This window comes from Mycobacterium simiae (genome assembly GCF_010727605.1).
Classification (GTDB): Bacteria; Actinomycetota; Actinomycetes; order Mycobacteriales; family Mycobacteriaceae; genus Mycobacterium; species Mycobacterium simiae.
The window spans coordinates 2272866-2296822 of sequence record NZ_AP022568.1 but is presented as its reverse complement, the minus strand read 5'-3'; the positions used below and the strand labels follow the sequence as shown (position 1 = coordinate 2296822).

Here is a 23957-nt window from a genome sequence, read left to right as displayed (position 1 = left end):
CTCGCCATGCACTTCACCGTCACCCACCCGATGCACAGCCACCCGTACAACCGGGAGCTGGTGAGCGCGGACGGCATCGCCAAGATGGCCGCGGCGGTCGAGGCGGCCGGCATTCACGGCTTCGGTTTCACCGACCACCCGGCTCCCTCGCAACGCTGGTTGGCGGCCGGCGGCCATGACGCGTTAGATCCTTTCGTCGCTTTGGGTTTCGCGGCGGCAGCCACCTCGACGCTGCGGCTGATCCCCAACATCGTCGTGCTGCCCTACCGCAACCCGTTCGTGGTCGCCAAATCCGCTGCCACCCTCGACCTGCTCTCCGGCGGTCGATTCACCCTCGCGGTGGGCGTGGGCTATCTCAAACGCGAGTTCGCGGCGCTGGGGGTGAGCTACGACGAGCGTGCCGAGCTCTTCGAGGAAGCCCTGCAAGTGATCCGGGCCATCTGGACCGGCGACGACATCTCTTATCAGGGAAAGCATTTCAGCGCCCGAGGCATCACCGCGCACCCCAGGCCGCTCAGCACCCCCCATCCGCCGATCTGGATCGGCGGCAACACCAGCGCCGCACGCCAGCGGGTGGCGCAGTACGGCGACGGCTGGTGTCCGTTCCCCGCCGCACCGCAACTGGCCCAGACCGCCGGCACCGCCGTCATCGACTCGGTGGACAAACTCGCCGACGGCGTCGACGATCTGCGGCGCCGCTGCGATGCGGCGGGCCGGGACTGGTCGGCAATCGACGTCACCTTCACCAACTTCGAGGGCGGCAGCCCGACCGAGGACGGGTTCAACGCCGACGCCTATCTCGACGGCCTGGACCGGTTGGCGAAACTCGGGGTCAGCTGGGTCAGCGTCCATCTGCCCGGCGACAGCATGGCCCACGCGCTGGAGACCCTGGACCGCTTCCGCACCCTGGTGATCGACGTGGTCTGATGGACTTCTCCCGCGTCGCGCTCTCGCTCGAAGAACAGGAGTTCTTCGACCAGACCCGGGCGTTCATCGCCGAACACGTCACCGACGAGGTGCGTCGGCGGGACCGCGAGACGGGTGAGAACTTCAGCGAGCCAGTACATTTGGCGCTCGGCGAGGCCGGCTATCTGACCTCGGATTTCCTGCTGGAGTCCGAAGGCGGATTCGATCCGGTGCGCCGGCGAATCTTTCACCTCGAGATCGGCAGGGCCCACACCCCCTGGTACCACTGGGGCACCACCGCCGTCGTTGCGCGGCTGGTCAAGCAGTTCGGGGCACCCGAGCTCGTCGACGCGGTGCTGCCGGGGGTGCTAGCCGGCGAGATCCGGCTGTGCCTGGGCTACACCGAGCCGGAGGGCGGCTCCGACGTCGCGACGTGCAAGACCCGGGCTGTCCGGGACGGTGACGGCTGGGTTATCAACGGCTCCAAGATGTTCACCTCCAACGCGCAGAACGCCCAGTATGTCTTCCTGCTCACCAACACCGACCCGCAGGGACGCAAGCACAAAAACCTGACCATGTTCCTGGTGCCGCTGGATGCGCCCGGTATCGAGATCCAGGCCATCCGCACGCTCGACGGCGACCGCACCAACATCGTCTACTACAGCGACGTGCGGGTGGACGACTGCTACCGGATCGGCGACGTCAACGGCGGCTGGTCGGTGATGCGGTTCGCCCTTGACGCCGAGCACGGTATTGTCGAACCGCAAACGCATGGGCTGCAGAACATTTCGATGATGTCCGAGCACGGCCAGCTGATGGCCGAGGCGGCCGACGGGGTCGCCGCGGCGCTGTCGGTACCCGACCACGACGGGCGACGCCCGATCGACGACGGGTCGACGAAGTACCGGCTGGGGCGCAGCCTGGCCCGCATCGAGGCGGCCCTGTCGACGCCCGGCGTGTACGGCCGGGTGGCGCTGATCCAGACGATGCGCGAGGCGTCCCTGGAATTGATGGATATGCTAGGCCCGACGTCGGTATTGCCTACCGGCACAACGGGTTCGGCCGATAATGGCACCATCGAGTTCATCTTCCGGCACGGCGTGCCTGCCGGGATCTACGGCGGCACCATGGAGGTGTTCCGCAACATGATCGCCCAGCACGAGCTGAAGCTCGGCCGCCCTAGTTACGGGGGCTAGCGGATTTCTGCCGCGAGACTGTAACTACTGACGGTGTTACTCGCGAAATGCGTCGCCAGTTGCAGCCTCGCGGTGTCAAGAAGCGGGTAGCTGCGCGATCACCTCGGCCTTGGACTCGTCGAAGCTCAGAAACCCTTTGATGGGAAGGCTTTCCGGCGGCGGGTCCGGGTAGCTCCAGGCGATGTCGGCAACCTCGCCCGCCGACCAGTACGTCGCGTAACCCTTGTAGTTGCAGTAGGTCGACGTCTGCGAGCGGCGCAGCAGGTCGGTGCGCACGCGGGACGGGTCGACATAGAGTCGCGGGGCCAGCGCGGTCTCGAACACGATGACGGTGTCGTCGGTATCGACCAGCGTGATGTCCCCGAGCCGGACCCGCAGGCGCCGCTTGGTCGGACGGCAGTCCACGCGGTGGTAGGGATTTGGCGGGTAGTGCACGAGCTCGCGGCCTTCCTCCAGCCAGGTGTCGACGGCATCCCACGGGACGTGAACAAAACCCGGTGCCGCCGGCTCGGGTTCGGCAGGGAGGTCGCCGATGTCCTCGGCGCGGAACAGGTAGGACAGGGGGCGGCCCTGTCGATGCACCATCAACACTCGCTCGGTATCGATCACCGGCTGACCGTCCCGCAGCGCCTGCACGCGCCGCGGGTGTGGCTCTATGTAGACCACCTCGCCGGGCAGCGGGGGAAAGAACCGCCCGGCCGGTTCGCGGCTGAGCGGGCCGCGTCCGGCCACCAAAGTCATGGTGCCCAGGTTAAGGCGTCACCCGCAGCCGCATCGGGGCCGCCCGCAAAATTTTCGAAAAATAAGGCCTCAAACGACATCCGCCGTTGCCGCCTCCTCGGTATTGGCAATGCGCAAATGCAACGTGGGCGCGCCATGGGTGAATGGGGCACATATTAACGGCTTGCAGCAAATAACAAAGCAACGCAATGCATTTGAGACAACGATAAGGAAACAGGCAGATCACAAAGCTTGACCTAAACGTGTCGTAAACGTGACAAACGACCCCCATTGTTATCGAAGCGAAATGAATGCAGTTAGCAATTCTTGACAATTACCCGGGGGGACGAATGACAGCACTGACCAGGCGCCGCCGCGCCGCCGTTGCGGCGACGGTGCCCGCGCTCGCGATGACACTGGGACTATCCGCGGTCGGGCTGGCCGGGCCGGCGCACGCCGACCCGCCCACCGGCTCGCTCACCGCGATCGGACAGTCGATCTGTCCGATGCTGGTGAAGCCGGGCGCCACCCTGGCGTCCATCGCCTCGCAGTTGTCGGGCAGCTCCGGTCTTCCGCCCGGCATCGTCAGCATGGTCGCCGGCATGGCGATTCAGTCGCAGTGCCCGGGGATGATCGCCTCACTCGCCAACGGCCAGATGCCGTTTGGGTTGCAGGGCCTGGGCGGCGCGCCGGGTCTCGGGGGCGTCCCGGGCTTGGGTGGTGCGCCGGGCCTGGGCGGCGCCCCGGGTCTGGGTGGCGTGCCGGGTCTGGGTGGCGCTCCGGGCTTCGGTGGCGCTCCCGGCCTGGGTGGTGCGCCGGGCTTCGGTGGCGCTCCCGGCCTGCCCGTCCTGAACCAGGCGCCGGCGCCGCTCGGGCCGTGGCCGGGCCTCTAGTCACCCCACTGGCCGCGCTGCACTGACCCGCAGCGCGGCGGCGGGGACGCCACGGGGTAGGAACGTAGCCATGGCAGGACCGGTAGCAGGCCTCAAGGTCGTCGAACTCGGAGTGTGGGTGGCCGGTCCGGCCGCCAGCGGCATCCTGGCCGACTGGGGTGCCGACGTCATCAAGATCGAGCCGCCGGCCGGGGATCCGGGGCGGATGTTCGGCCGGATGCTGGGCTGCGACCTCGGCGTCAATCCGCCGTTCGAAATGGACAACCGCAACAAGCGCAGCATCGTGCTGGACCTCACCGCCGACGAAGGCCGCGGCATCGCCCTCGAATTACTCGCCGAGGCGGACGTTTTCGTGACCAACGTCCGTCCCGGCGCGTTGCACCGCCTCGGCCTGGACTACGAATCACTGTCCGCGCACCACCCCCGCCTGGTCTACGGCCTGATCACCGGGTACGGCGAGACCGGCCCCGACGCCGAGCGCGCCGCGTATGACGTCGCTGCGTTCTGGTCGCGCGCCGGGCTAGCCCACCTGCTCACTCGGCCCGGCCAGCCGCCGCCGTTCCAGCGCGGCGGCATGGGCGACCACTCGGCCGGGATGACACTGGCGGCGGCGATCTGCGCGGCGCTGCTCGCCCGGGAACGCACCGGAACGGGGCAGCTGGTCACCACCTCCCTGTACCGCCAGGGCGCCTACACCGTGAGCTTCGACCTGAACACCTATCTGCTGACCGGCCAACCGATCGCGGTCGGAGAACGCGAGACGATGGGCAATCCATGCATGAACAACTATGCGGCGGGCGATGGTCGGCGATTCTGGATCGTCGGCCTGGAAGGTGACCGGCACTGGCCACCGCTGTGCCGCGTTGTCGGCCGGTCCGACTGGATCGACGACCCGCGATTCAGCGACGCGCGAGCCCGGTTTGCCAACGGCCCCGAGTTGATCGCCGAGTTGGATGCGATCTTTGCGACCCGGACCCTGGACGAATGGGCCGAGGCCTTCGCGGCAGAGCCGGATTTCTTCTGGTCGCCGATCAACTCGCTCGAAGACGTGGTGGCCGATGAGCAGTTTCACGCCGCGGGCGGCATCGTCGATGTGCCCGACGGTGCGGCCGGTGTCGCGATGGTCGCGACGCCGGCGGATTTCCACGGCACGCCATGGACGCCTCGCGCCGTGGCCCCGGAGTTGGGCCAGCACACCGCGGAAATATTGGCCGAACTCAAGGCTCGCCGGGGCCCCTGACCATTCGGCAGGACCTTTACAAAATACAGCGGGAGTGTCACGCTGTGCGATGAGCCGCGTTACCCGGTGTGTGAGGCGGCGCCTGCCCTTGAGAGCCATAACAAGCGCTGCAGCTGCCTTGGAGCCCACGCACTCCTCGGTGTGGCGGTGAGGAACGGATTCGATGGTCACTCCGACGTTCGACATCAGCCCGAGCAGACACCTCGGTGCCGCGCCGGCCGGCCGCGGTGAGTGTCTGCGCTATCGCCTGGACGTGGTCGCGGCCAGCGCCGTCGACGTCGCGCACTCGGCCGGGGGATGGCTCTACGACCGCAGCATGGCGGGCTGGGAGGTGACTGTGCTGTTGCCGGGCAGCTGCGACACCCGGCCGCTGCGCATCCTTGGGCTCGGGGTGGCCAACACCGAATCCGAGGACGAGGCGGCCGAGTCGGGCCGCGCGAGTCAGACCCTGGCCGTCAGTGCCGAGGCGTTCGCCGCGGACCCACGGGTACGCGACCGGGTTTTCGCTGCGCTGGACGACCGCCTTACCGAAGTCGCGCTGTGGGGTGACGGGTGGCCGTTGGGCGTCAATCGTGGCATGATCCGGGCCCCGCACGTGCTCAGCGCCGCGGCACAGAAATTCAAGAGCTACGCTCTCGCGGCGGCCGGGATCCCTTGCGCCCTGGTCGAACCCACCGAGACGCTGCTGTGTGAGGCGAGCTGCGCCGGCCCCGAGTCGGAGCCGTTCCGGCTGGACTGATGAAGAAGTACTATCGCCACACCCTGCTCTATCTGCACGAGACGATCTCCCTGGGCTCCGGGTCCAGCGACCGTTTCAGCGAGGTCTTCACCGACACTTACCAACCGATGATGGCTCAGCTCGGCGCGCGGCTGTTCGCGATCTGGGAAGCCACGGCGTACAACGGGCACTGGCCGCAGGTGACGATCATCTGGGAGATCGACGGGTTCGCCGACTACGCCAGGATCGGCGCGGCCCAGTCCCGCGGCGGGAGCCACGAATCCGCGGCCGGCAAATGGTCAACCTATCTGGCCGAGATCGGCGCCTCGGGTGAGGGACGGATCATGTACCCCGGCCCCAGCAACAAGACGCTGGCGCAGCTGCGCGAGACCAAATTCAGCGCGCCACTGGTCATTCAGGAGATCATGCAGACCAAGCCCGGCCGCCAAGACGACTACATCCGCGAACTGGAGCGGCTCTACGTACCGTGGTCGGAACGCACCGGGAAACGCTGGCTGGGTTCGTTCACCACCACGTTTCGCTATAACGAGGTCATCCACTACTGGGCGTTGGACGGCGGCTGGGATTGCTTCGCTGAGCACTACCCGTCGTGGAAGGAGAGCCCACCGGCCGAGATCGTCACCTGGATGAGCATGGCCCCCGCCCTGCGCGACGGCTGGGAAGACTCGATCCTGCAGGCCCTACCGCCTTCGCCGCTGCAGTGACCGCATCAACCTCGGAGGACCCGGCCTTCACCTACGATCCCTTCGACGCGGACGTGATGGCAAACCCGTTGCGGTACTACCGAATTCTGCGCGATCGGCATCCCGTCTACTACATGCCCCAGTGGGACACCTTCGCCGTGTCCCGGTTCGACGACATCTGGCAGGTGCTCGAGGTCAACGACGGAACCTTTGTGGCCTCGGAGGGAACGCTGCCACCGGCGGCGGTGCTGGCCAACCACAACAGCGGACCCGTCGAGGATCCACCCTTGCACCCCTTGCCATTTCACGCCGTGTTCGACACCGACCTGTACAGCGAGATCCGCCGATCACACTCGGCGCCGCTGCGGCCCCGCTCGGTGGCCGGACTGGAGGCCAGGATCCGGGAGCTGGCCAACGAGCGTCTCGATGAGTTGTTGCCCCGAGGGTCGTTCGACCTAACCCAGGACTACGGCGGCATCGTGGCGGCCTCCATGGTGTGCGACCTATTGGGCATCGCAACCGAACTCGCGCCGCAGGTGCTGGCCGCCGTCAACGCCGGGAGTCTGGCCGCGCCCGGCGAGGGCGTCGACACCGCGCAGGCCCGGCCGAATTACTTGGAATACCTGGTCCCGGTGGTACAGCGGCGCCGGGCCGACCAGTCCGGCCACCCGGTGCCGGTGGTGGACGGACTGCTGGGCTACCGATTGCCCGACGGCAGCACCCTGTCCGACGTCGAAGCCGCGACGCAGATGCTGTGCATCTTCATCGGCGGCACCGAAACGGTGCCCAAGATCGTCGCCCACGGGTTGTGGGAACTCAGTCAGCGGCCCGACCAGTTGACGACGGTGCGTGCCGATTCCGCCGCCAACGTGCCGGTGGCCCGCGAGGAGATGTTGCGATACTGCGCGCCCGCGCAGTGGTTCGCTCGAACGGCGCGACGGCCCTTCACCCTGCACGGTCAGACCATCCACCCGGGCCAACGCGTGATCACCCTGCTGGCCTCGGCCAACAGGGACGAGCGGGAGTACGAAAACCCCGACGAGTTCGTGTGGAATCGGCGCATCACTCGCTCGCTGGTCTTCGGCCGCGGCCAGCACTTCTGCATCGGCTTTCATTTGGCTCGACTGGAAGTGACTGTGTTGGTACAAGAATGGCTCAGACGGGTGCCCGACTTCGCGATCAACGGCGAGGCCGCCACTCGGCTGCCCTCCAGCTTCCAATGGGGATGGAACAACATCCCGGTGGAGGTCTGAGGTGTGGTCCTATCGGCTCATCGCGCCCTATCAGTTCGAGCGGACCTGCATCGCGGCCAAGACCGCCGAGCAGCTGGCCGACGGCCAGGTCCTGCTGCGGTTCTTGGCCGCCGGCGTGTGCGGCAGCGACCTGCCGGCCTTTCGCGGCGCCAAGGGCCGGCTGCCGGGCGACGACGGCCTGAGCGCCGCGGAGAAGGACGGCTTCCCCATCCACGAAGTGGCCGGCGAGGTAATCGCCAGCCGGCACCCCGAACACCGGCCCGGCGATCGCGTGGTGGGCTGGGCCTCCGGCTTCGACGGCCTGATGGAGCGGGTGATCAGCCACGGCGACGGCTTGGCCGGGTACGACCCGGCGCTCACGCCCGCGCGGGCGGTCGGGCTGCAGCCGCTGGCCTGCGCGCTCTTCGCCTGTGAGCAACTGCCCGATCTAGCCGGCCGGCACGTCGCCATCATCGGACTGGGCTCGATCGGACTGCTGTTCTCCTACCTGGCCAAGGCCGCCGGCGCCCGCCGCGTCACCGGGGTGGACCCCGTCGACCGGCAAAGCCTGGCAACAACATTCGGCGTCGACGAGATCATCCGGGCCAGCAGCGATCGATGGGTCAGTCAACTCTCGCCCAGCGACCGCGCCGATGTCGTCATTGAAGCCGTCGGACATCAGGTGGCCACGTTGGGTCATGCCATCAGTGCCGCCGCGCCGGGCGGCACCGTGTTCTACTTCGGGGTCGCCGACGACGAGGCGTATCCGATTAACATGCGTCTCATGCTGCGCAACAACTTGACCCTGAAATCCGGTGTGACACTTGACCGGCGACGGGTGCTCGCGGACGCCGGCAAATTCGCCGCCGACCATCCCGAGTTACTTGGCCGCTACCTCACTCACACCTTCGATGTCCACGATGTCCACGACGTCCAGGGCGCCTTCGAGCTGGCCTGCCGGCCGGTTCCCGAGCGGGTGAAGATCGCGATCGCGCAGTGAGCACCTTGCACGAAGCGCTGCACGCGGCCACCCCGATCTGGGGTGGCTGGATCACCGGGCCGGCGCTGATCGGGCCGGAGGAATTCGCCCGCGCCGGATACCATTACGTGGGATTCGATGCCCAGCACGGCTACCTCGACGACGCCGACATCGCCGGCCTGCTGCGGCGTCTCGAGCACATTCGGATCGCCACCGCGGTGCGCTTGCCCAACGCCGACTCCGCCCCGATCGGCCGGGTGCTCGACGCCGGCGCCGACGCGGTCTTCATCGCGATGATCGAATCGGCCGAACAGGCCGCGGCGGCCGTGGCCGCCACCCGCTACCCGCCGCGGGGCGTCCGCAGTTTCGGTCCGCTGCGCGCCGGCCTCGGCCTCGACCCTGCCGTCCACGAAACGACGGTGAGCGTGTTCGCGATGATCGAGACCGCGGCGGCATTCGACCAGCTCGCCGAGATCTGCGCGGTCGACGGCCTCGCCGGAATTTACGTCGGGCCTGCCGATTTGGCGATCTCGATGGGTCACCCGCCCGTCGGGTCCACCCGACACCCCGACGTGCTGGACGCCATCGTGGGTATCCATCGGGTCGCCACACAAGCCGGCCTGGTCACTGGCATTCACGCCAATGATGGCGAAACCGGCCACGCCATGGCGCAGCTGGGCTTCCAGATGATCACCCTGGCCGCGGAGTCGCAGGCCCTGCGTCGCGGGGCGATCGAGCACCTGCGCGAGGCAACCGGACAATGACCGACGACCACGCCGCGATCCGCGAACTGATCGCCGGCTACGCCCTCGCTCTCGATGCCGGCGACATCGACGAATGCCTGCAGCTGTTCACCGACGACGGTGAATTCGTGGTGTACGGACGCTCTTTCGCAGGCCACGAGGCTCTGGCCAAGATGTTCGGGGATGCACCCCGCGGGTTGCACATGACGGGAGTGTCGCGCATCGAGGTCGGCGGCGACACCGCGACCGCACGCACCCAGGTGCTGTTCGTCCGGGCCGGTGATCAGCAGCTGCGGCCGGCGCGGTACGACGATCGCCTCGTCCGCCGCGACGGGCGGTGGCGCTTTGCGCGCCGATGCTGCGAATTCATCACCAGCCACGGCCTGGCCGATAGTCCCGAGGTGTCGTCGTCATGAGCCAGCGCGTCGCACTCGTCACCGGCGCAGCGGGCGGGCAGGGCTGGGCCATCGCCAAACGCCTTCGCGCGGAAGGGTATTCCGTGACCGCTTGCGATGTGCGGGCTGACGACATCGCGGCCAAGGTCGTCGAGTTGGGCGATGACGAGGTCGTTGCGGCTGAACTCGACGTGACCGATCCCCAACAGTGGCAGCTCGTGGTCGACGAAACTGTGCACCGATTCGGTGTGCTGAGCGTGCTGGTCAACAACGCCGGAGTGTTGCACCGCGCCGCGCTCGCCGACGAGACGCCGGAAGACTTCGAAAGCGCTTGGCGGGTCAACTGTCTGGGTGCGTTCCTCGGTATGCGGGCCGCGCTCGCCGCGTTGCGAGCGGCCGAGAATCCCGCCATCGTCAACATCTGCAGCACCGGCGCGATCCGTCCCTTCCCCACGCACTGTGCCTACGGTTCCTCGAAGTGGGCGCTGCGCGGACTGAGCCAAACCGCGGCGGCCGAGCTGGGCCCGTCCGGTATCCGGGTCAACGCGGTGTTCCCTGGGCCGATTGCGACCTCGATGCTCGATGCGGCCACACAAGGCCGCCTGACCGCGACGGCGATGTTCGGGCGGCTGGGGCGGCCAGCCGAAATCGCCGACGCGGTCGCATTTTTGGTTTCCGAGGCGGCATCGTTCATTACCGGCTCGGAGCTGGTTGTCGACGGTGGGCAATGCCTACAGATTCGGTGAGGCCGGGATGAAAACGGACTTGTCCGTCGGCATCATCGGCGCCGGGCCCGGCGGCCTGGCGTTGGGAATCCTGTTGCGCAGAGCGGGGTTTCACGATTTCACTATCTTCGATCGGGAAGACGACGTCGGCGGAACATGGCGGATCAACACCTACCCCGGGCTGGCCTGCGACGTGAAGTCGCATCTGTATTCGTTCTCCTTCGACCTGAATCCGCATTGGTCGCGGCTGTGGTCGGGGCAGCCGGAAATCCTCGCCTATTTCGCGCGCTGCGCCGATAAACACGGGCTGCGTCCCCACCTGAAGATGCGGACCGAAATCCGGTCGGCGTGTTGGGAAGAACAGGCCCAGCGGTGGTGTCTGACTACGAGCGGCGGTGACGAACACCGTTTCGATGTCGTGGTGTCCGCCGTCGGTCTGTTCACCCGGCCGCTGTTCCCTGACCTCGTCGAGCAGGAGCCATTCACCGGTACCGTGATGCACTCGTCGCGCTGGGATCACTCGATCGACCTCACGGGCGCGCGGGTGGCCGTGTTGGGCACGGGATCTACCGCCTCGCAGCTTATTCCGGAGTTGGCGAAGGTGGCCGAGCGGGTGTACTCGGTGCAACGCTCGCCGACCTGGATCCTGCCCAAGCCGGACCGACGTTACACGCGGCGCGAGCGGTGGGTCTTCGCTCATTTGCCGCTGGCCAAGAAGCTGTACCGGACCCGACTGTGGTTGCGCAGCGAAGCGAACATCTCGGTGATCGAGCACGGCAGCCCGAAAACCCAAGATTTCACGGCGATCGCACTCGGCCTGCTGGAGCGGACTGTCGCCGACGAGGACCTGCGACAGAAACTGACGCCGGATCACCCGATGGGCTGCAAGCGGCTGGTGTTCTCTTCCGACTACCTGCCGGCACTGACCCGCCCCAACGTCGAGGTGGTGAGCAGTCCGGCTCGGTACCTGCGGGCCCGGTCCCTGGTAACCGAGGATGGCACCGAGCGCGAGGTCGACGTCGTGGTGTGCGCCACCGGCTACGCCGCGGCCGACTACCTCGGCCAGTTGGACGTCACCGGAGAGGGCGGCACCACACTGCGCGCGGTGTGGCAGCAGGGAGCACACGCCTACCTCGGGATGGCCGTACCCGGATTCCCTAACTTCTTCATGCTGTACGGGCCCAACACGAACGTCGGCTCCAACAGCGTGATCTTCATGCTCGAAGCCCAAGCGCGCTACATCGTGCGCGTGCTGAAATACCTGCGGCGCAAGGGGCAAACCTATGTCGCGGTGCGCCCGTCGGCGCTGGCGAGGTTCATCGCCAAAATCGACCAGTGGATGGTCGGGACCGTATGGACCACCCAATGCAGCAACTACTTTCGCGCCGCAAACGGCCGTGTGGTGACGCAGTGGCCGCGCAGCGCACGCAGCTTCTGGAAGCTGACCCGCCGGTTTGAGCCCGGCGACTTCATGTTCGGCAGCCGCCCGGCCCCGCTGGAATCCGCCGCCGCTGCCGACGGGCCGGCCCGATGAGCGAACTCGACGGCGCCGAACGTCTCCATCCGGCCCTGCGCGCGATCGCGACCACGCGCACCTTGTTTACCCGGGAAGCCATCGCGGTCATGCGCGCGCCGTTCGACCAACGCCGCGGCGACGCCGCCCATCCCATGCCGGGCGTGCGCATCAGCGACGACGACCTCGGCGGCGTGCCGGTCCGCAGCTATCGGGGTGGACGGTCGCTGGCACCGGTGGTGATTTATTGCCACGCAGGCGGATTCGCGCTGGGCAACCTCGACACCGATCACCGCCAGTGCGCCGAACTTGCGCGCCGCGGCCGCTGCACCGTGATATCGGTCGACTACCGGCTGGCGCCCGAACATCCGTATCCGGCTGCGCTGGACGACGCGATCGCGGTGCTGAGGTGGGTGGTCGACCACGCCGCCGCACTGGACGTCGATGCGACGCGGCTGGCCGTCGCGGGCAGCAGCGCGGGCGCCACGCTGGCGGCGTGCCTGGCCCAGCGCGCGACCGACGGCTCGGTGCCACCCGTGCTGTTTCAACTGCTGCACCAACCGGTGCTCGACGATCGCGCCACCGCATCGAAGGCCGAGTTTCGCACCAGCGCGGCATTCGATGGTGAGGCCGCCGAACTGATGTGGCGCCACTACCTGGCTGGCACGCCCGCGACCCCGGCCGCCGTGCCGGCGCGGCGCGGCGAATTAAGCGGTCTGCCAAGCGCGTTGATCACCTGCGCGGAGATCGATCCGTTTCGCGACGAGGCCGTCGGCTACGCGCTGCGGCTGCTGCATGCCGGGGTCGCCACCGAGCTGCATGTCTTTGCCGGCACCTGTCACGGCTTCGATTCGCTGCTGCCCGACTGGTCGACCGCCGAGCAATTGTTCGCGATGCAGGGCCGCGCCCTGGCGAGCGCCTTCTACAGCCACTAGTCCGCGGCGCCGGACGCCAGCCCTGCGAAACATGCTGGAATACCAGCATGGCTTCCGGCCCGTCGATCCCGCCCGCCCCCGACCAGCTCACCAGCCGCGACTTCCCGGTGCTGTGGCCGGTCAGCACCCGCTGGGCCGACAACGATATGTTCGGCCATCTCAACAACGCGGTGTACTACCAGCTGTTCGACACCGCCATCAATGCCTGGATCACGCTGGGCACCGGGCTCGACCCGACCACGATGGCGGCGCTGGGCGTCGTCGCCGAGTCGGGCTGCCGCTACTTCTCCGAACTGCAGTTTCCGCAGCGGCTCGAGGTCGGCCTGGCCGTGACGCGGCTGGGCCGCAGCAGCGTCACCTATCGCCTCGGTGTGTTCGCGGCCCAAGCCGAGGCGCAGGACGGCGCACCCGGTGCCCGAGCCAGACCGGTCACCGCGCTGGGGCATTGGGTGCACGTCTACGTCGACCGGACCAGTCGTAAATCGGTCCCGATCCCGGACCCCATCCGTTCGCTGCTGTCGACGGCCACCGTCGGCGAATCGGCCTAGCGGGCCCAGTTAGCGCCCTGCGCTGGGGCTTTCGCGTTCCCCGTTATGCTTTCGCGCATGCCCGTTTTGAGTAAGACCGTCGAGGTGGACGCGGACGCCAGCGCGGTCATGGCCATCGTCGCGGATTTCGAGCGGTATCCGGAGTGGAGTGACGGGGTGACGGGCTGCTGGGTGCTTGCTCGGTACGACGACGGCCGCCCCAGCCAACTGCGGCTGGACGCCGCCTACCAAGGATTCCAGGGCGTCTACATCCAGGCCGTCTACTACCCGGGCCCGAACCAGATTCAGACCGTCATGCAGCAAGGCGAGCTGTTCAAGAAACAGGAGCAGCTGTTCAGCGTCGTCGAACTCGGCGCCTCGAGCCTGTTGACCGTCGACATCGACGTCGAACCGTCGATGCCCGTCCCCGCACCGCTGGTCAAACAGATGCTCAACAACGTGCTGGACCACCTCGCCGACAACCTCAAACAACGCGCCGAGCAGCTGGCCGCAAGCTAAGGGCGGAGGTCGGGGTCAGCCGAATATCCCGGCCCCGTCCAGCATTTCGGTCAGCCGCCGGGCCGCGTCGGTGAACTGCCAAACCGTGTGCTCGATCACCGCCGGCGTATCCCGGCGGCGCAGCGCGTCGATCAGCTGCCGGTGATTGTCGACCGCGGCCACCCCCCATTGCGGATCGCCCGCGTAGACCAGCACCGGCATGTATCGCGCCGCGTTCAGCAGGAACCAGGCCAGCTTGATCCGCCCGCTGGCCTGGTTGAAGACCCGGTGGAAGGAGAACTCGAGGCCAGCGATCGTCTCGGGGTCACCGGACCCGACGGCCGCCGCCAGCGACTCGTTGATGCGTTCCAGCTCGTCGATCTCGGCCTCGGCGATGTGGTCGGTGGCCGCCTCGGCGAGCTCCCTGGCGATGGTCGCCTGCAGCCAGAAGATGTCCTCGATGTCCTGCCGGGTCAACGGCAGCACCACGTGGCCGCGGTGCGGCTCGAGCTGCACCATGCCCTCGCCGCGCAGCTTGAGCAATGCCTCCCGCACCGGTGTCACGCTGACGCCGAGCTCGGCCGCGGTCTCATCGAGGCGGATGAAGGTGCCCGGCCGCAACCTCCCCGACATGATCGCCGCCCGCAGGTGGCCCGCGACCTCGTCGGACAGCTGCGCCCGGCGCAGCTGTCGCCGCCGACCCGGCGTTCGTGTAGATAGCGGTGTGTTCACGTGGGTGGCCAGGGCTTTCGCAGGAGTTGGTGGGGCGATTTCAGGTCGTTTTCAAGTTTTGCCGGGGCTTGTCTTCACGGCGGCAAAGCCATAGTGTGACCCACACAACACGATGTTTTATCAAATATCAAGCTGTCGCAAGCGGTGCGCGAGTGAAGGGAAGGTATTAGTTGACCGCGCAACTTGCTAGCCATGAGCCTCACGCATCACAGGCGTCACACCCGAGAGAGCAGCCGTACCTGGCCCGGCGGCAAAACTGGGTCAACCAGCTCGAGCGGCACGCACTGATGCAGCCGCAGGCCGTCGCGCTGCGATTCATGGGACGCACGCTGACATGGGCCGACCTGCAGCGTCGGGTCAGTGCGCTGGCCGGTGCCCTGAGCAGACGAGGGGTCGGCTTCGGGGACCGGGTGATGATCCTGATGCTCAACCGCCCCGAGTTCGTCGAGGCAATGCTTGCGACCAACATGCTCGGGGCCATCGCGGTTCCGCTGAACTTCCGGTTCACCCCATCCGAAATCGGTTTCCTGGTCGAAGACTGCGAAGCGCGGGTCGTGGTCACCGAGGAGGTGCTGGCTCCGGTGGCCACCGGAGTCCGTCAGATCCGGCCGCTGCTGGACACGATCGTCGTGGCCGGCGGTGCTACCGACGACCAGGTCCTGGGTTATGAAGACTTGATCAACGAACCCGCCGGTGCGCGCGAGCCCGTCGACGTGCCGAACGACTCGCCGGCCTTGATCATGTACACCTCCGGCACCACTGGGCGTCCCAAAGGTGCGGTGCTCACCCATACCAACCTGACTGGGCAGACGATGACCGGCTTGTACACCAACGGCGCCGACATCAATAACGACGTCGGCTTCATCGGTGTCCCGCTGTTCCACATCGCCGGCGTCGGCAACCTGCTCGGCGGGCTGCTGCTGGGCCTGCCCACGGTCATCTATCCCCTCGGCGCTTTCGAACCCGGGCAGCTGCTCGACGTGCTGGCGGCGGAAAAGGTCACCGGGATCTTTTTGGTGCCGGCCCAATGGCAGGCGGTCTGCGCTGAGCAGCACGCCCGTCCCCGCGACCTGAGGTTGCGCGTCATGTCATGGGGCGCCGCGCCGGCACCGGATGCGCTGCTGCGGGAGATGTCGGCGATCTTCCCCGGAACCCAGATCCTTGCTGCCTTCGGGCAAACCGAGATGTCTCCGGTGACCTGCATGCTGCTTGGCGAGGACGCGATCCGAAAGCGGGGATCGGTCGGCAAGGTGATTCCGACCGTCTCCGCCCGGGTGGTCGACGAGAACATGAACGACGTGCCGATCGGAGAGGTCGGCGAGATCGTCTACCGCGCACCCACTTTGATGGCCGGCTACTGGAACAATCCCGCTGCCACCGCGGAGGCCTTCGCGGGGGGCTGGTTCCACTCCGGCGACCTCGTCCGGATGGACGAGGACGGCTACGTCTGGGTGGTGGACCGCAAGAAGGACATGATCATTTCCGGCGGCGAGAACATCTACTGCGCCGAAGTGGAGAACGTGCTCGCCAGCCATCCCGGCATCGTCGAAGTCGCCGTCATCGGTCGTGCGCACGAAAAGTGGGGTGAAGTCCCGATCGCGGTCGCGGCCGTGCGCACCGACGGGCTGCGGCTGGATGACTTGGACGAGTTTCTCAACGAACGCCTCGCGCGCTACAAGCACCCCAAGTCACTCGAGATCGTCGACGCGTTGCCCCGCAACCCGGCCGGCAAGGTGCTCAAAACCGAGCTGCGGATTCGCTACGGGAACGCCGTCGGACCTCAAAGCGAGGCCACTGCAAGGGATTTCACCACGAGAGAGGGAAGCTGAACGATAGTGTAACGTTTGCCCGCTGTTGACGAAGGGTTAATTGTGCAGATGCGGTTCACACCTGGTTGGCCATCGGGTACATTCCTGTGGTCTCCGTTACTACTTGCCAGTAGGGAGTCGGAGGTCACACAGGTGAATCCAGGGCAAGGCGGGGCTTTTCCCGGCCGCCTGAGGGCGAGGGGGCGACGCGTGCGACATGAGCCGCGCAGTCGCATGGCGCGCGGTTTCGGCGTGAGGGGGCGGTGATGACGTCGACCTCGACGAACTCGCGGGGGCCCTACCTCGTCGGCTATCTGCGGGATCAACTGGAGTCGCCGCTGACCCTGATCGGCGGCTTCTTCCGGATGTGTGTGCTGACCGGCCGGGCGTTGTTCCGTCGGCCCTTCCAGTGGGGCGAGTTCGTGTTGCAGTGCTGGTTCATCATGCGAGTCGCGTTCCTGCCGACCGTCTTCGTCTCCATCCCGCTGACGGTGCTACTCATCTTCACCCTCAACGTGCTGCTGGCCCAGTTCGGTGCCGCTGACCTCTCCGGGGCGGGCGCGGCGATCGGCGCCGTCACCCAGCTCGGTCCGCTGACCACGGTGCTGGTGGTGGCCGGCGCCGGGTCGACCGCGATCTGCGCCGACCTCGGTGCGCGCACCATCCGCGAGGAGATCGACGCGATGGAGGTGCTCGGCATCGACCCGATCCACCGGCTGGTGGTCCCGCGGGTGATCGCCGCCACCCTGGTCGCCACCCTGCTCAACGGTCTGGTCATCACCGTCGGGCTGGTCGGCGGCTACCTGTTCGGGGTCTACCTGCAGAACGTGTCGGGCGGCGCCTACCTGGCGACCCTGACCACGATCACCGGCCTGCCCGAAGTTGTCATCGCGACCATCAAGGCGGCGACCTTCGGCCTGATCGCCGGACTCGTCGGGTGCTTCCGCGGGCTGACCGTGCGGGGTGGTTCCAAGGGGCTGGGCACCGCCGTCAACGAAACCGTCGTGCTCTGCGTGGTTGCGCTGTACGCGGTGAACGTGGTGCTGACCACCATCGGCGTGCGATTCGGGACGGGACGCTGACATGTCGACTGCCGCGGTGTTGCGTGCCCGATTTCCCCGGGCGGCGGAGAATCTCAACCGCTACGGCGGTGCCGCAGGCCGGGGGCTCGACGACCTCGGCCAGATGGCTTGGTTCGGGCTGGTCTGCATCGGACAGGTGCCGCACGCGCTGCGCAACTACCGCAAGGAGACGCTGCGACTGATTGCCCAAATCGGCATGGGCACCGGCGCCATGGCCGTCGTCGGCGGCACGGTCGCGATCGTCGGTTTCGTGACGCTGTCGGGCAGCTCGCTCGTCGCGATCCAGGGCTTCGCGTCGCTGGGCAACATCGGGGTCGAGGCGTTCACCGGCTTCTTCGCCGCGCTGATCAACGTGCGCATCGCCGCTCCCGTCGTCACCGGGATCGCGATGGCCGCCACTGTCGGCGCGGGAGCCACCGCCGAACTCGGCGCCATGCGCATCAGCGAGGAGATCGACGCGCTGGAAGTGATGGGCATCAAGTCGATCTCGTTTTTGGCAACCACCCGCTTCATGGCCGGCCTGGTCGTCATCATCCCGATCTACGCGCTGGCGATGATCATGTGCTTCCTGTCGCCACAGATCACCACGACGGTGCTGTACGGGCAGTCCAACGGCACCTACGACCACTACTTCCGAACGTTCCTGCGACCCGACGACGTGTTTTGGTCGTTCGTGGAGGCCATCCTCATCACGGCGGTCGTGATGATCACCCACTGCTTCTACGGGTACAACGCGGGCGGCGGACCCGTCGGCGTGGGCGAGGCGGTGGGACGTTCGATGCGCTTCTCGCTGGTCTCGGTGCAGGTGGTCGTGCTGTCCGCCGCGTTGGCGCTCTACGGCGTCAACCCCAACTTCGCGTTGACGGTGTAGCGCCATGGCCCGACCCGGAAAAGTCAACGCCTCGCGGACCCCGCCCTACAAGTTGGCGGGCATCGGCATGCTGGTCATCGCCGCGATCGTCTTCGTCCTGGTCTACGGGCAATTCCGGGGTGACTTCACCCCCAAGACCAAGCTGACCATGCTGGCCTCCCGAGCCGGTCTGGTGATGGACCCCGGATCCAAGGTCACCTACAACGGCGTCGAGATCGGCCGGGTCGACACCATCACCGAAATCGTGCGCGACGGCAAGCCGGCGGCAAAGTTCACCCTGGACGTCTTCCCCCGATACCTCGCGCTGATCCCGGCCAACGTGAACGCCGACATCAAGGCCACCACCGTGTTCGGTGGCAAGTACGTGTCGTTGACGACGCCGCAGAACCCTTCGCAGCAAAAGCTTTCCGCGCAGTCGGTGATCGACGCCCGGTCGGTGACGACCGAGATCAACACGCTGTTCCAGACCATCACATCGATTTCGGAGAAGGTGGATCCGGTCAAGCTGAATTTGACGCTGAGCGCGGCCGCGCAATCGCTGGCCGGGCTGGGTGACAAGTTCGGCCAGTCGATCGTCAACGGCAACGCCGTCCTCGACGACGTCAACCCGCAGATGCCGCAGATCCGCCACGACATCCAGCAACTGGCTGGGCTCGGCGACACTTACGCCAACGCCTCGCCCGATCTGTTCGACTTCCTCAACAACGCGGTCGTCACCTCCCGCACCATCAACCAGCAGCAAAAGGACCTGGATCAGGCGCTCTTGGCGGCGGCCGGCTTCGGCAACACCGGCGCGGAGATCTTCGAGAAGGGCGGGCCGTATCTGGCGCGTGGCGCGGCCGACCTGGTGCCGTCGGCGCAACTGCTGGACACCTACAGCCCGGCCATCTACTGCACGCTGCGCAACTACCACGACATCGAGCCCAAGGCCGCCTCGTTCCTGGCCGGCAACGGATACTCGCTGAACGCCCACACCGAGGCGCTGTCGGGTCTGGGACTGCTGGCCAACCCCGTGTCGGCGGTGGCCACGATTGCCAGCCTGGTCGGCGGACTGGCCGGCGTCGTCGGCGGCGCGCCCAACCCCTACATCTATCCGGAGAACCTGCCGCGAGTGAATGCCCGCGGCGGCCCGGGTGGTGCGCCAGGTTGCTGGCAGCACATCACGCGTGACCTCTGGCCCGCACCCGAGTTGGTGATGGACACCGGCAACAGCATCGCGCCGTACAACCACCTCGACACCGGTTCGCCCTACGCAATCGAATACGTCTGGGGCCGTCAGGTAGGGGATAACACGATCAACCCATGAAAATCACCGGCACGCTAATCCGACTCAGCATCTTCTCGCTGGTGCTGCTGCTGTTCACCGCGATGATCGTCGTGGTGTTCGGGCAAATGCGGTTTGACCGCACCTACGCGTACTCGGCTGAGTTCAGCAACATCAGTGGGTTACGTCAGGGCCAGTTCGTTCGCGCGTCCGGTGTGGAGATCGGCAAGGTGGACTCGGTTGAGCTGGTCGACGGTGGCAAGCGGGCCAGAGTGAAGTTCAACGTCGACCGCTCGATTCCGCTATACCAGTCGACGACGGCGCAGATCCGCTACCTGGACCTGATCGGTAACCGGTATCTGGAGCTCAAGCGCGGCGAGGGTGAGGGCGTCGACAAGGTGCTGCCCCCGGGTGGTTTCATCCCGCTGTCGCGCACCTCGCCGGCGCTCGACCTCGACGCGTTGATCGGCGGGTTCAAGCCGCTGTTCCGGGCGCTGGACCCGGAGAAGGTCAACACCATCGCCACCGCGCTGGTCACCGTGTTCCAGGGGCAGAGCGGCACGATCAACGACATCCTCGACAACACCGCACAGCTGACCTCCCAGATCGGGGAGCGTGACCAGGCGATCGGCGAGGTGATCAAGAACCTCAACATCGTGTTGGACACCACGGTTCGGCATCGCCAGCAGTTCGACCAGACCGTCAACAACCTCGAGGTGCTGATCACCGGGCTCAAGGACCACAAGGACCAGCTGGCCGGCGGCACCGCGCACATCAGTAACGCCGCCGGCACGGTGGCCGACCTGCTGAGCGAGGACCGCGCCCTGCTGCACAAGACGATCAACTATCTGGACGGGATTCAGCAGCCACTGATCGACCAGCAGGATCAACTTCAGGACTACCTGAAGAAGGTGCCGACCGCGCTGAACATGATCGGGCGGGCCATCGGGTCCTACGGAGACTTCGTCAACTTCTACGCCTGCGACATCACCCTGAAGATAAACGGCTTGCAAGCCGGTGGCCCGGTCCGCACGGTCCGGCTCTTCCAGCAGCCGACGGGTAGGTGCACGCCGCAATGAGAACGCTGGAACCCCCGAACCGACTCCGGCTCGGCCTGATGGGCATCGTGGTCACGATTCTCGTGATCGGCGTCGGGCAGAGCTTCACCAGTGTCCCGGTGCTGTTCGCCAAGCCCGCCTATTACGGGCAGTTCACCGACACCGGCGGCATCAGCACCGGTGACAAGGTGCGGATCGCTGGCATGGACGTCGGCAAAGTCGAGGGCCTCAAGATCGACGGCGACCACGTCCTGATGAAGTTCTCGATCGGTACCAACACGATCGGCACCGAGAGTCGGCTGGCCATCCGCACCGACACCATCCTCGGTAAGAAGGTCATGGAGATCGAGGCGCGGGGGTCCCAACCGCTGCGGCCCGGGGCCACCCTGCCGATCGGCCAGAGCACGACGCCGTATCAGATCTATGACGCCTTCTTCGACGTCACCAAGGCCGCGTCCGGCTGGGACATCGACACCGTCAAAGAGTCGCTGCACGTGCTCTCGCAGACCATCGACCAGACCTACCCGCACCTGAGCGCCGCCCTGGAGGGCGTCGCCAAGTTCTCCGACACGGTCGGCAAGCGGGACGCGGAGGTCAAGCATCTGCTTGCCCAGGCCAACCAGGTGGCCAGCATCCTCGGCGACCGCAGCGAGCAGGTGGACCGACTGCTGGTCAACGCCAAGACACTGCTGGCCGCCTTCAACGAGCGTGGGCAGGCCATCAACGCGCTGCTGAGTAATGTTGCCGCGTTCTCCGAGCAGGTCAAGGGCCTGATCAACGACAACCCGAACCTGAACCACGTGCTGGAGCAGTTGCGCACGATCAGCCAGATTCTGGTGGATCGCCGGAATGACGTCGCGGACGGGCTGACCGAGGTTGGCAGGTTCCTGCCGTCCCTGAACGAGGCCATCGCGTCGGGACCGTTCTTCAAGGTGGTGCTGCACAACCTGGCGCTCTACCAAATCATCCAGCCCTGGGTGGACGCGGCGTTCAAAAAGCGCGGCATCGACCCGGAGAACTTCTGGCGCAGCGCGGGTCTGCCGGAATACCGGTGGCCCGACCCGAATGGCACCCGCTTCCCCAATGGTGCGCCGCCGCCGGCGCCGCCGGTGTTGGAGGGCACGCCCGACCATCCTGGTCCGGCCATCCCGCCCGGCTCGCCGTGCTCGTACACGCCGGCCAACCCCGGTGGCAACATCACCGTCGGCGACGAGGGTCTGCCGCGGCCGTGGAACCCGCTGCCGTGCGCGGGCGCCACCGTCGGACCGTTCGGCGGGCCCGGGTTCCCGGCGCCGATCGACGTCGCGACGTCGCCGCCGAACCCCGACGGACTGCCGCCCACACCCGGCATGCCGATCGCGGGTCGTCCGGGCGACCCACCGCCGAACGTTCCGGGCACACCGGTGCCGTTGCCGGCGCAGGCGCCGCCGGGTGCGCGCACCGAGAACCTGGGGCCCGCCGGCCCGACGCCGCCGCCGTCGACGTTCGCGCCGGGATTGCCGCCGGGTCCGCCGGCCCCGCCCGGGCCGGGGAACCAGCTGCCGGCGCCGTTCATCAACCCCGGTGGATCGGGTGGCAGTGGTGTCACGGGAGGTAGCCAGAATTGAGCACCATCTTTGACATCCGCAATGTGCGTCTGCCCAAGTTCTCTCGGACGACGGTGATTGTCGGATCGCTGATCGTGGTGGTGGCCCTGGTGGTCGGCTACGTCGGCTACCGGCTGTTCGAGAAGCTGACGAACAACACCGTGGTCGCTTACTTCCCCGCGGCCAATGCGCTCTACAAGGGGGACAAGGTCCAGATCATGGGCCTGCGGGTCGGCTCCATCGACAGCATCGAGCCGGTCGGCGACAAGATGAAGGTGACGTTCCACTACGCGAACAAATACAAGGTCCCCGCCAATGCCTCCGCGGTGATCCTCAACCCCACCCTGGTGGCGTCCCGCGCGATTCAGCTGGAGCCGCCCTACAAGGGCGGGCCGGTGCTGGGCGACAACGCGGTGATCCCCGAAGAGCGCACCCAGGTGCCGGTGGAATGGGACGAGCTGCGTAACAGCATCACCAACATCATCTCCAAGCTGGGTCCGACCAAGGAGCAGCCGACAGGACCGTTCGGTGAGGTCATCACGTCCTTCGCGGACGGCCTGGCCGGTAAAAGCAAGCAGATCAACACCGCGCTGAACAGCCTGTCGTCGGCGTTGACCGCGCTTAACGAGGGCCGCGGCGACTTCTTCGCGGTGGTGCGCAGTCTGGCGTTGTTCGTCAACGCGCTGCATCAGGACGATGCGCAGTTCGTCGCGTTGAACCAGAACCTGGCCGACGTCACCGGCCGGCTCGCCTCGTCCGACGGGGACCTGTCGAATGCCATTCAGCAGTTCGACAGTCTGTTGACGACGGTGCGCCCATGGCTGGACAAGAACCACGAGGTGCTGGCCACCGACGTCAACAACCTGGCCACGGCCACCAACACGCTGCTGCAACCCGACCCGCTGAACGGGCTGGAGACCGCCCTGCACATCTTGCCGACGGCGGCGTCGAACATCAACCAGATCTATCACCCGACGCACGGTTCGGTGGTCGCCATTCCGGCTATCACGAACTTCGCCAATCCCATGCAGTTCATCTGTAGCTCGATCCAGGCCGGCAGCCGGCTCGGGTATCAGGAATCGGCGGAGTTATGCGCGCAATACTTGGCGCCGATCCTCGACGCGATCAAGTTCAACTACCTGCCGTTCGGCTTGAACCTGTTCAGTACGGCCGAGACGTTGCCCAAGCAGGTCGCGTACTCCGAGCCGCGGCTGCAGCCGCCCAACGGTTATAAGGACACGACGGTCCCCGGCATTTGGGTGCCGGACACCCCGTTGTCGCACCGCAACACCCAGCACGGCTGGATCGTGGCGCCAGGTATGCAGGGTCAGCAGGTAGGACCGATCACCGCGGGCCTGATGACCCCGGAATCGCTGTCTGAATTGATGGGCGGTCCCAACATCGAGCCCGTGGAATCGAACCTGCAGACGCCGCCGGGTCCGCCGAACGCGTACGACGAGAATCCGATCCTGCCGCCCATCGGGCTGCGGGCTCCGACGCCGGTCCAACCGCCGGCGCCGGGTCCGGAGGTGCGCCCCGGTCCGGTCGCTCCGACACCCGCGCCGGTGGTGGCCCCGGCACCCAATGCCGGGGGACCGCCGGCACCGGTTGATGCGGGGTTGGGGCAGTGAG

Annotated in this window: 24 protein-coding genes; 22 read left to right on the top strand and 2 right to left on the bottom strand. The window is 66.8% G+C overall.

The features are described 5' to 3' along the window. Positions 1-6 precede the first annotated feature (6 nt). Together G6N33_RS10650 and G6N33_RS10645 are read left to right on the top strand one after the other, a co-directional pair. Positions 7-927 (top strand): LLM class F420-dependent oxidoreductase, encoded by a 921-nt coding sequence (locus tag G6N33_RS10650; protein WP_044509363.1) that lies wholly within the window; start codon positions 7-9, stop codon positions 925-927. After that, a complete protein-coding gene (locus tag G6N33_RS10645; protein WP_044509364.1) occupies positions 927-2102 on the top strand; it encodes an acyl-CoA dehydrogenase family protein in 1176 nt (391 codons plus the stop codon). Before G6N33_RS10650 ends, G6N33_RS10645 begins: the two co-directional genes overlap by 1 nt. 75 nt (positions 2103-2177) lie before the next feature. On the opposite strand, the gene G6N33_RS10640 is transcribed toward G6N33_RS10645, so the two are convergent. Continuing rightward, a complete protein-coding gene (locus G6N33_RS10640; RefSeq protein WP_044509365.1) occupies positions 2178-2843 on the bottom strand; it encodes a DUF427 domain-containing protein in 666 nt (221 codons plus the stop codon). Between the two features lie 329 nt (positions 2844-3172). Here G6N33_RS10640 and G6N33_RS10635 point away from each other — a divergent pair, with 329 nt between their 5' ends. The 13 genes from G6N33_RS10635 (at position 3173) to G6N33_RS10575 (ending at position 13945) form a co-directional block, all read left to right on the top strand. Beyond that, complete coding sequence (locus G6N33_RS10635) at positions 3173-3715, top strand: DUF732 domain-containing protein (RefSeq protein WP_049919111.1); 543 nt, start codon at positions 3173-3175, stop codon at positions 3713-3715. 70 nt (positions 3716-3785) lie between these two features. Further along, positions 3786-4955, top strand: a complete 1170-nt coding sequence (locus G6N33_RS10630; RefSeq protein WP_044509366.1) for a CaiB/BaiF CoA transferase family protein — start codon at positions 3786-3788, stop codon at positions 4953-4955. A 163-nt stretch (positions 4956-5118) separates the two neighbouring features. Further along, the gene (locus G6N33_RS10625) at positions 5119-5694 is read left to right on the top strand and encodes a hypothetical protein (RefSeq protein ID WP_044509367.1); all 576 of its coding nucleotides are present in this window, start codon (positions 5119-5121) and stop codon (positions 5692-5694) included. Further along, positions 5694-6398 (top strand): hypothetical protein, encoded by a 705-nt coding sequence (locus G6N33_RS10620; RefSeq protein ID WP_044509369.1) that lies wholly within the window; start codon positions 5694-5696, stop codon positions 6396-6398. Before G6N33_RS10625 ends, G6N33_RS10620 begins: the two co-directional genes overlap by 1 nt. 56 nt (positions 6399-6454) lie before the next feature. Beyond that, a complete protein-coding gene (locus G6N33_RS10615; protein WP_044512699.1) occupies positions 6455-7630 on the top strand; it encodes a cytochrome P450 in 1176 nt (391 codons plus the stop codon). A gap of 1 nt (position 7631) precedes the next feature. Then, positions 7632-8609 (top strand): zinc-binding dehydrogenase, encoded by a 978-nt coding sequence (locus G6N33_RS10610; protein WP_101528395.1) that lies wholly within the window; start codon positions 7632-7634, stop codon positions 8607-8609. Beyond that, positions 8606-9352, top strand: a complete 747-nt coding sequence (locus tag G6N33_RS10605) for an HpcH/HpaI aldolase family protein (protein WP_101528396.1) — start codon at positions 8606-8608, stop codon at positions 9350-9352. The genes G6N33_RS10610 and G6N33_RS10605 overlap by 4 nt, the downstream gene beginning before the upstream one ends. After that, positions 9349-9747, top strand: a complete 399-nt coding sequence (locus G6N33_RS10600) for a nuclear transport factor 2 family protein (RefSeq protein WP_044509373.1) — start codon at positions 9349-9351, stop codon at positions 9745-9747. The genes G6N33_RS10605 and G6N33_RS10600 overlap by 4 nt, the downstream gene beginning before the upstream one ends. Continuing rightward, positions 9744-10472: an SDR family NAD(P)-dependent oxidoreductase gene (locus G6N33_RS10595; protein ID WP_044509374.1), complete on the top strand. Its 729-nt coding sequence runs from the start codon at positions 9744-9746 to the stop codon at positions 10470-10472. Before G6N33_RS10600 ends, G6N33_RS10595 begins: the two co-directional genes overlap by 4 nt. Before the next feature lie 7 nt (positions 10473-10479). Then, a complete protein-coding gene (locus tag G6N33_RS10590; RefSeq protein WP_044509375.1) occupies positions 10480-11985 on the top strand; it encodes a flavin-containing monooxygenase in 1506 nt (501 codons plus the stop codon). Beyond that, entirely contained in the window at positions 11982-12899 is a 918-nt protein-coding gene (locus G6N33_RS10585) for an alpha/beta hydrolase (RefSeq protein ID WP_044509377.1), read from the top strand. Before G6N33_RS10590 ends, G6N33_RS10585 begins: the two co-directional genes overlap by 4 nt. A gap of 47 nt (positions 12900-12946) precedes the next feature. Next, the gene (locus G6N33_RS10580; protein WP_044509378.1) at positions 12947-13447 is read left to right on the top strand and encodes an acyl-CoA thioesterase; all 501 of its coding nucleotides are present in this window, start codon (positions 12947-12949) and stop codon (positions 13445-13447) included. Between the two features lie 57 nt (positions 13448-13504). Next, positions 13505-13945 carry an SRPBCC family protein gene (locus tag G6N33_RS10575; RefSeq protein WP_044512700.1) on the top strand — a complete coding sequence of 147 codons (441 nt, stop codon included), beginning with the start codon at positions 13505-13507 and terminating at the stop codon, positions 13943-13945. Between the two features lie 15 nt (positions 13946-13960). Here the strand turns inward: G6N33_RS10575 and G6N33_RS10570 are convergent, their stop codons facing one another. After that, complete coding sequence (locus G6N33_RS10570) at positions 13961-14656, bottom strand: GntR family transcriptional regulator (RefSeq protein ID WP_044509379.1); 696 nt, start codon at positions 14654-14656, stop codon at positions 13961-13963. 170 nt (positions 14657-14826) lie between these two features. Between G6N33_RS10570 and fadD5 the strand changes: the two genes are divergently transcribed. The 7 genes from fadD5 (at position 14827) to G6N33_RS10535 (ending at position 23956) form a co-directional block, all read left to right on the top strand. Beyond that, positions 14827-16485 (top strand): fatty-acid--CoA ligase FadD5, encoded by a 1659-nt coding sequence (gene fadD5 / locus G6N33_RS10565; protein WP_044509380.1) that lies wholly within the window; start codon positions 14827-14829, stop codon positions 16483-16485. A gap of 245 nt (positions 16486-16730) precedes the next feature. Beyond that, positions 16731-17546 (top strand): MlaE family ABC transporter permease, encoded by an 816-nt coding sequence (locus tag G6N33_RS10560; protein ID WP_044509381.1) that lies wholly within the window; start codon positions 16731-16733, stop codon positions 17544-17546. 1 nt (position 17547) lies between these two features. After that, positions 17548-18417 (top strand): MlaE family ABC transporter permease, encoded by an 870-nt coding sequence (locus tag G6N33_RS10555; protein ID WP_044509382.1) that lies wholly within the window; start codon positions 17548-17550, stop codon positions 18415-18417. Between the two features lie 4 nt (positions 18418-18421). Beyond that, entirely contained in the window at positions 18422-19723 is a 1302-nt protein-coding gene (locus tag G6N33_RS10550) for an MCE family protein (RefSeq protein WP_044509383.1), read from the top strand. Further along, the gene (locus G6N33_RS10545; protein WP_044509384.1) at positions 19720-20760 is read left to right on the top strand and encodes a virulence factor Mce family protein; all 1041 of its coding nucleotides are present in this window, start codon (positions 19720-19722) and stop codon (positions 20758-20760) included. The genes G6N33_RS10550 and G6N33_RS10545 overlap by 4 nt, the downstream gene beginning before the upstream one ends. Then, positions 20757-22346, top strand: coding sequence for a virulence factor Mce family protein (locus G6N33_RS10540; protein WP_101528397.1), 1590 nt, complete (start codon positions 20757-20759; stop codon positions 22344-22346). The genes G6N33_RS10545 and G6N33_RS10540 overlap by 4 nt, the downstream gene beginning before the upstream one ends. Next, complete coding sequence (locus G6N33_RS10535) at positions 22343-23956, top strand: MCE family protein (protein WP_044509387.1); 1614 nt, start codon at positions 22343-22345, stop codon at positions 23954-23956. Before G6N33_RS10540 ends, G6N33_RS10535 begins: the two co-directional genes overlap by 4 nt. Position 23957 lies beyond the last annotated feature (1 nt).